Source organism: Congregibacter sp. (assembly GCF_045107095.1).
Taxonomy (GTDB): domain Bacteria; phylum Pseudomonadota; class Gammaproteobacteria; order Pseudomonadales; family Halieaceae; genus Congregibacter.
In genome coordinates, this window is record NZ_JBGCFU010000073.1 from 19,358 (window position 1) to 27,360 (window position 8,003).

The 8,003-nt window shown below is 55.5% G+C and carries 8 protein-coding genes; 1 reads left to right on the top strand and 7 read right to left on the bottom strand.

Annotation, left to right across the window (positions count from 1 at the left end):
* Positions 1-7 precede the first annotated feature (7 nt).
* Positions 8-1,015 carry a polysaccharide deacetylase gene (locus AB8B76_RS11015; protein WP_405272461.1) on the top strand — a complete coding sequence of 336 codons (1,008 nt, stop codon included), beginning with the start codon at positions 8-10 and terminating at the stop codon, positions 1,013-1,015.
* A gap of 21 nt (positions 1,016-1,036) precedes the next feature.
* Here AB8B76_RS11015 and dnaB read toward each other — a convergent pair whose 3' ends face one another.
* From dnaB to rnr, 7 genes are all read right to left on the bottom strand, one after another.
* The gene (gene dnaB / locus AB8B76_RS11020) at positions 1,037-2,449 is read right to left on the bottom strand and encodes a replicative DNA helicase (protein ID WP_405272463.1); all 1,413 of its coding nucleotides are present in this window, start codon (positions 2,447-2,449) and stop codon (positions 1,037-1,039) included.
* Between the two features lie 158 nt (positions 2,450-2,607).
* Entirely contained in the window at positions 2,608-3,057 is a 450-nt protein-coding gene (rplI, locus tag AB8B76_RS11025) for a 50S ribosomal protein L9 (protein WP_405272465.1), read from the bottom strand.
* A gap of 53 nt (positions 3,058-3,110) precedes the next feature.
* Positions 3,111-4,043 (bottom strand): hypothetical protein, encoded by a 933-nt coding sequence (locus AB8B76_RS11030; RefSeq protein WP_405272467.1) that lies wholly within the window; start codon positions 4,041-4,043, stop codon positions 3,111-3,113.
* A gap of 134 nt (positions 4,044-4,177) precedes the next feature.
* Complete coding sequence (rpsR, locus tag AB8B76_RS11035) at positions 4,178-4,405, bottom strand: 30S ribosomal protein S18 (protein WP_008292688.1); 228 nt, start codon at positions 4,403-4,405, stop codon at positions 4,178-4,180.
* 28 nt (positions 4,406-4,433) lie between these two features.
* Complete coding sequence (gene rpsF / locus AB8B76_RS11040; protein ID WP_405272469.1) at positions 4,434-4,877, bottom strand: 30S ribosomal protein S6; 444 nt, start codon at positions 4,875-4,877, stop codon at positions 4,434-4,436.
* Positions 4,878-4,982: 105 nt separating this feature from the next.
* Positions 4,983-5,756, bottom strand: coding sequence for a 23S rRNA (guanosine(2251)-2'-O)-methyltransferase RlmB (gene rlmB, locus AB8B76_RS11045; protein WP_405272471.1), 774 nt, complete (start codon positions 5,754-5,756; stop codon positions 4,983-4,985).
* A gap of 2 nt (positions 5,757-5,758) precedes the next feature.
* Positions 5,759-8,003, bottom strand: a 2,245-nt coding sequence (rnr, locus tag AB8B76_RS11050; protein WP_405272473.1) for a ribonuclease R, incomplete at its 5' end; no start/stop codon positions are given.

Sequence of the window (8,003 nt, forward strand, 5' to 3'; positions counted from 1 at the left end):
GCCGTTTATGCGACTAAACCACTCCACTACCCTACTCAAGAAAGTGCTGGCACCGGTTGCCCTGGCCTGTCTTTCAGGCTTTTCAGGGTTGGCCGCCAACGCACAATCAAACGTGGCTACAGAAGACCCCGCCACGCCCTGGAACTGGTCGGACAAGACCGTTTTCGATGCTGTGAATCAGGTGCGCGCCGGTAGGGACTTAACACCCTCGGTTTGGCCCGGAGAGGCACGGGTAGCAGTACTCCTGTCCTTTGATGTCGATAACGAGACAGTCATGGGGCTTCGCACGGGGGAAGTCAGCATCGGGCCTCTATCCCAGGGGCAATATGGTCATCGCGTAGCACTGCCGCGCATTGTGAAGCTTGTGGATGACGAAGCTATTCCCTCGACGTTTTTCTTCCCCGCCTGGAGCCTGAAGATCGCGCCCGAGCAAGCGAGCTTGATCAATGAGTCAGGCCACCATGAGATAGCCGTACACGGCTGGATTCACGAGCGAAACACCAGTCTTGATGCCGCGACGGAGGCTAGACTCCTGGCACAAGCAATGGACACCATCGAAGACATCAGTGGTAAGCGGCCCGTAGGCTACCGTGCGCCCTCGTGGAACCACAGTCCGGCCACGCTAAGCATTGTCCGCGAGATGGGCTTTCTTTATGAAAGCTCACTCATGCATGACGACCGCCCCTATGAGCTTGTTCAAGATGGAGAGCCCACAAATCTGATCGAATTGCCCGTGGACTGGATTCTCGACGATGCCCCCCTGATGAATCCCTTGGGTAACCGCTACATGAACCCCCGGGACATTATGCAGGTATGGATTGATGAGTTTGATAAGGCCTGGGAAGAAGGCACTCTCTTCTTACTCACTCTTCACCCCCATGTTAGCGGCCACCGATCACGTATCGTAGCTCTGGAGGGATTGATCGAACATATCAAAGCGAAGGGTGACGTCTGGTTCGCCACCCACGAGGAGGCCGCGCGCTACGTTCGCGCACAGGCAAAAATGGATCAGTAAAAATGGATTAGCTCAGACGAATCAGTATTCGTCGGAGTACCCGCTCGAAGCGCCTCGAGCAAGATTTTCAAAGCGGGTGTATTCGCCAAAAAATGCCAGGCGACAGGTGCCGATGGGGCCGTTACGCTGCTTACCAATAATGATTTCTGCCGTGCCTTTATCAGCAGAGTCAGGGTTATAAACCTCGTCTCTGTAGATAAACATAATCACATCGGCGTCCTGCTCGATGGCACCGGACTCCCGTAGGTCTGAGTTCACTGGGCGCTTGTTGGGCCGCTGTTCCAAAGAGCGATTAAGCTGAGAAAGTGCCACAACGGGACAGCGGAACTCTTTAGCAATCGCCTTGAGACTTCGTGAAATTTCTGAAATCTCCGCCGTGCGGCCCTCGGACGCACCCGCGACCTGCATGAGCTGCATGTAATCGATCATGATCATGGCGATGTTGCCGTGCTCACGCTTCACCCGTCGAGCGCGACTGCGGACTTCTGTAGGGGTTAAAGCGGGAGTGTCGTCAATCAGCAGGCCTGTGTTCTTTAGCTTCCCTACTGCGTGAGAGAGGCTCTCCCAGCCGGCTTGATCCAAACGACCGGTGCGCACAAGCGTTTGATCGATGCGGCCGATAGACGACAGCAAACGCATCATCAGTGCTTCCGCTGGCATTTCCATAGAGAACACCAGCACCGGGTCGGATTGAGCCAAAATGGCGTTCTCCACAAGGTTCATAGCAAAGGCCGTTTTCCCCATCGAGGGACGCCCCGCCACGATCACCAAATCGGACTTCTGTAGACCCGAGGTATATTTATCGAGATCTATATACCCGGTGGTCAAACCCGTAATGTCGCCACCGCTGTTACACAGTTCTTCAATGCGCTGCACGGTCTCTGTGAGCAGCGCTCCCACTTCCTGGGGGCCGCCCGCTTTCGGGCCCTGCTCTCCGATCTGCATGATGAGGCGCTCGGCTTCATCGATAAGTTCCGACGAACTGCGTCCCTGCGGGGTAAACCCGCTGTCAGCAATCTCCTGAGCGGCTTCAATCAAGCGCCTCAGCGCTGAACGCTCTCGAACCACCTGCGCATAAGCGCGGATATTTGAAGCACTGGGCGTGTTCTCTGCGAGCTCTGAGAGGTAGGCATGGCCGCCCGCAGCGTCCAACTCGCCACTCAGCTGTAACTGATCCGCAAGAGTAACCACATCAACGGGTTCTGCAGCCTCAGCGAGGTGACGAATCTGACGAAAAATCAAGCGGTGATCGGGACGGTAAAAGTCCTCGGGGCTCACCATTTCAGCAACGCTATCCCAGGCATCCTGGGAGATCATGAGCCCACCGATAACCGACTGCTCAGCTTCGATAGATTGAGGTTGGAGCTTGATACGGGCAACGTCACCATCGTAGGGACGGTTGGACTGGGTTCGTTGTGGGCTAACTTCTGCCATCAGCGGGCCTTGCCGGCACAGGGCTGTCCAGAGTAGCCCAAATTACGAGAGGGAAAAAGCGAACGCGGCTGGAAAGCCGCGCCTCTTACCTAAGATCGCGCTGCGAAACGCCACGATCAAAGTACTACTGTCAAAGTACTACTGTTTTCTAAACAGGCTTACTCAGGAACTACGGCTACAGACACGTCCGTCATGACATCGGGATGTACCTGAATAGCAATGCTGTACTCGCCTACTTCGCGAAGGGCACCCTCTGGAAGCCGTACCTCGGACTTGTCGACTTCACAGCCAGCTGCGGTCACTACCTCAGCAATGTCGCGTGTACCGATAGAACCAAACAGCTTACCTTCTTCACCAGCGTTGGCTTCGATAGTCAGCACGTCCAGCGCTGCTAAAGCCTCTGCACGGCCCTGAGCTGCTGTAAGAGCTTCAGCTGCAGCACGCTCAAGATCTGCGCGACGAGCTTCGAACTCAGCAACATTTGCCTCGGTTGCCGGTACTGCTTTGCCCTGGGGAATCAGAAAGTTCCGGCCATAACCCGCTTTCACAGTGACTTTGTCACCAAGGCCGCCGAGGTTGCCGATGTTTTCCAGCAAAATAATTTCCATGATTTGGTCCTCTGTATCAGTGCTCTTGAGCACTGCTATCTCAGTAGTGCGAATTAATCTTTTGGGTCGTCCGAATCATTGTCATCGGAAACGTCCTGTTCTTCCTCAGCGTCGTTGTTCCCCGCCGCCTCGTCTCGACCTGAAACCGCAGGCGTCGCGGTCTGCCATCGATCGCGAAAATTCATCATGGTGTCTGCCAGCACAAGACCGACAAGACCCAGTTTGGCGGCGTCAAACACCAGCCATGCGGCATAAATACCGCCCATCCAAAAGCTGCTCTGGCCCTTAAAACCGGCTCTCGCGTGCAGCAGCGAAAAACCCGCTATGGTCAGGGGAAGCAGCAACGCCGCCCCCCAACTGCGAAAAGCCAAATCAGTCGCCGCCAATCCAACGGCGGCCGCTGCCAATCCCCACACCAGAGCCTTGGGCAGCTGCAGCTCTCTAAACTCGCTGCCAAACCCTCCCGGGTTATACAGGGAAGCTTGCCAGTAGCGCGCCAAGGCCAGGCACAAAAAACTCAGTGCGCCATTTGCCGTACCCATCATGCCGGCTAGCTGGCCCAGAGTCGGCGGCTGTAAGCTCAGAGGCTGCCCTCCGGCTTCGAGGGTTTGCGCCTCCAGCGCAGTAAAAAATTGCGCAAACAGCGACGCAAGCTCGGCAAGCATGGGCTGTCCGAAAGCGAGCAAACCCAAACCTGTCACTACGGCAACAGCCGCACTTGCAACAGCGGTGAGTGCCAGACTCACAGATGCCCGCAATACCAAGGCGAGCACTGCAGTACCCAACAACATCGCCAAGGCGCTGCTATCGCCGGATACTCGTGTTACCAACAGCGCAGGCAATGATGCCCAGAGCACCAACCACAACCCTTCCTGGTTACCTTTGCGCAGGGTAACCAAAGCCACCACGCCGGCCCCAATCCAGGCAAACAACAAGCTCCCAGAACTTGCGACCGCGAGCAATAGCGCACGATAGCGTCCACTCATTGCAAATCGCGCAAGTCCCTGCATACCGCTTAGCTACTCACTGACCGAACTTATCCGGGCTGGCTTTACTAACTACACGTTAGCCAACGTTAACTACGAGACATCGGGAAACTCGTTCTCGATGTCTCAGGTAATCAACGGTGACCGTCGGTGTAAGGCAATAGAGCAAGAAAACGAGCGCGCTTAACAGCTGTAGAGAGCTGACGCTGATACTTGGCCTTAGTGCCTGTGATACGGCTTGGAACAATCTTGCCAGTCTCAGAAATGTAAGCCTTGAGCGTATCGAGATCCTTGTAATCGATCTCTTTAACGCCTTCAGCAGTGAAACGACAAAACTTACGACGACGGAAAAAACGTGCCATCTGTTACTACTCCTTTTAGATTCGCGCCTTAAGCTTCAGCTTCTGCAGCTGGTGCTTCTTCGGTGGTGTCGTCAGAAGCACTGTCGTTCTCACGACGAGGCTTCTCACTACCCTGACGGTCCTCATAGCGGGACTTGCGCTCGCGGCTCTCTTTCTCCGCCTTCATGATCGGCGACTCATCCAAAACCGGCTCATCGCGACGAATCACGAGGTTACGGATAACGGCGTCGTTATATCGGAAAGTCGTAGTCAGCTCGTCCATAGCTTCGTTGGAAGCCTCGACATTCATAAGAATGTAATGAGCTTTGTGAACTTTGGAGATCGGAAAAGCCAGCTGTCGACGGCCCCAGTCTTCCAAGCGGTGTACAGAACCACCATCTTTAGTAATGGTATTGGTGTAGCGTTCAATCATGCCGGGGACCTGTTCAGACTGGTCCGGATGCACCATGAACACGATTTCGTAGTGTCGCATCAACGAGCTCCTTACGGGTTTTAGTCATCGGCTCGCGTACGCTGCCAGGCCGTATGACAAGGAGAAACGGCCAAAGTTGACCGTCCAAATTTTGAGGCGCGGAGTCTACAGCCCCCCAGCGCCGTCTGCAAGCAGTCTTTGGCGACGTATTTCGAACAGGCAAACCCCGGTCGCCACGGAGACGTTGAGACTACTCACTGCGCCGGCCATCGGGAGACTCATCAAGAAGTCACAGCGCTCCCGGGTAAGGCGTCGCATACCCGCGCCCTCGGCCCCCATCACCAGCGCTACAGGACCGCTGAACTGCGTCGCATACAGACTCTGTCCGGCTTCACCGGCCGTTCCATAGATCCATACTCCGGCGGCCTTTAAGGTATCCAGGCTGCGCGCGAGGTTAGTCACCCGTACCAACGGCACCGTCTCTGTTGCGCCGCAGGCTACTTTTCGAACGACGGCAGTGATATCCGCGGCATTGTCCTTGGGCACCACAACAGCGGTGACACCTGCGGCATCCGCACTCCTCAGGCAGGCGCCCAGATTGTGTGGGTCGGTAACGCCATCCAGCACCAGTACCAACGCCTGCGGATCGTCCGACAGGGCCTGCTGAAGCTGAGCCTCACTCCATCTAAGGTCGCTCTGTCCCGCCGTATTCTCACCCAGCTCTGCGACTACGCCCTGATGCCGCCCGGAAACCAGCTCATCGAGCTTAGCCCTCGCGAGACGGCTAATGGGTACATCCGCGTGAGACGCGAGAACGAGCAGTGCCTGCATACGGCCATCATCTCGGCCCTTTTGCAGCCACAGGCGGCTTACGGATTTCGGCTGCCTCCGCAGGAGTTCTTCTACCGCGTGGAGACCAAAAGCATACTCTGTCGCCACCGTTACCTACCTTTGGGCTTCCGCTTGGGGCCGCTCTTTGCGCGTTTAGTGCCAGGGACCTGCTTCGACGCGCTGCCGCTGCCACCACTACCACGATTGCGCCCACCCGATTTCGCCTTGGACTTTGCCGGCGGTTTTCCTTTTCCGCGCGCACCAGCACCTTGCCCTGCCCTGGACGATGGCTTCGATGAACCGCCAGCACCTTTCACGGAACCAGCACCCTTCCCGGAACCAGCACCTTTGCGTTTTCGAGATTCCGGGAGAGCGACAGGCTCTAGATCAATCTTGCGTTCATCCAAATTGACGGCAGCCACCAACACCTTGATTGCTGCTCCCAACTGAAAACTGCGGCCCGTTCGTTCACCAACCAGTCGCTGCTGCGCCGCATCAAAACGGTAGTAGTCGCCGGGGAGCGATGTAACGTGTACCAGTCCTTCGATGTAAAGGTCGTTCAACTCTACAAACAGGCCAAAGTTGGTTACCGCGCTAACCACACCGTCAAATTCGGTACCCACGTGCTCGCGAAGGTATTCACATTTAAGCCAGGACTGTACTTCTCGCGTGGCTTCGTCGGCCCTCCGCTCGGTGAGGGAACATCGCGTACCAAAGGCGGCCATCACCGCGTCGTCATAGGGATAAATCTGCGTCTTGTTTAACTCCGACGCACCCCGCACGCGCTGTACAAGCTTACTGCGCTCTTTCGAGCGGATAACACTGCGGATCGCACGGTGCACCAATAAGTCCGGATAACGACGAATGGGCGATGTGAAATGCGCATAACCGGGATAGTTAAGACCGAAGTGCCCAAGATTCTCTGCCTGGTAAACAGCCTGGCTCAATGAACGGAGCAACATGGTTTGGACAATACTCGCATCATCGCGCGTAGCGATTTGCTCAATGAGCAACTGATAATCCTCGGGCGTAGGTTTTAAACCCCCACGCAAACCCAATCCCAACTCACCCAGAAACGCCCGAAGGTTTTCCAGCTTCTGCTCACCCGGTCCTTCGTGCACACGATAAAGCACGGGAAGCTCATGACGTTCGAAGAAGCGCGCAGCTGCAACGTTAGCGCAGAGCATGCATTCCTCGATCAGCTTATGCGCGTCATTACGCTGCACAGGCACAATGGCATCGATTTTCCGCTCGTCATTAAAAATGATGCGGGTTTCGACGGTTTCAAAATCAATGGCTCCCCGTTCTTCTCGCGCCTGTCTCAGCACCTTATAAAGTGCGTGCAATTGCTCAAGGTGGCGCACTAACTTGTCAGGCACCGCGCCGCTGGAGCCAGCCTCCAAAACCTCTGCCACCTGGGTATAGGTGAGTCTGGCATGGGAGTGAATGACTGCCTCGCAAAAACGAAACTGCTTGAGCTCCCCAGTATTGGTAATCTCCATTTCAACTGCCAGAGCAAGACGATCGACTTGCGGCTTTAGAGAGCACAATCCATTGGACAAGACTTCTGGCAGCATCGGCACCACGCGCTCTGGAAAATACACAGAATTGCCGCGCTCAATGGCTTCTTTGTCCAGTGCGCTCGTCACGCCCACATAGTGAGAGACATCGGCGATAGCGACCCAAAGGCGCCAGCCGCCCAAACGGCGTTTTTCGCAGTAAACAGCGTCATCAAAGTCTCGCGCATCTTCACCATCAATAGTGACAAAAGGCTTGTTACGCAGGTCTATTCGGTGTTTCTTATCTTCCTCTTCGGGCTCTTCACTCAGCGCGGCAGCTTCATCGAGCACTGCGTCCGGCCACTCATAGGGAATCGCGTGGGAACGTATCGCAATGTCGATCTCGAGACCTGGATCCAGATGCTCACCAAGGACCTCCACGATTTTGCCCTTTGCACCTAAACGGTTCTCTGGATAGTGCGTAATCTCTGCGGTAACAATCTGTCCATTTTGCGCGTCACCTTTAAGTTTCGGAGGAATGAGAATCTCCTGATGGATGCGCGCGTTATCGGGTATTACGACCCCTATACCGCTTTCTTCCTGATAGCGTCCGACAACACGGCTAACACCCCGCTCCAGCACTTCGACGACCTTACCTTCGGAGCGTCCGCGAGAATCAACACCGGTAACAGCAACAAGCACGGTGTCGCCATCGAACAAGCTGCGCATATGCCGCGCACTTAGATAAAGATCTTCTTCGCCGTTTTCGGGCTGTGCAAAACCATAGCCATCCCGATGCCCCTGGACACGACAGCGCAACAAATTTAGAGCTTCAACCAGTCCATAGGCACCCTTA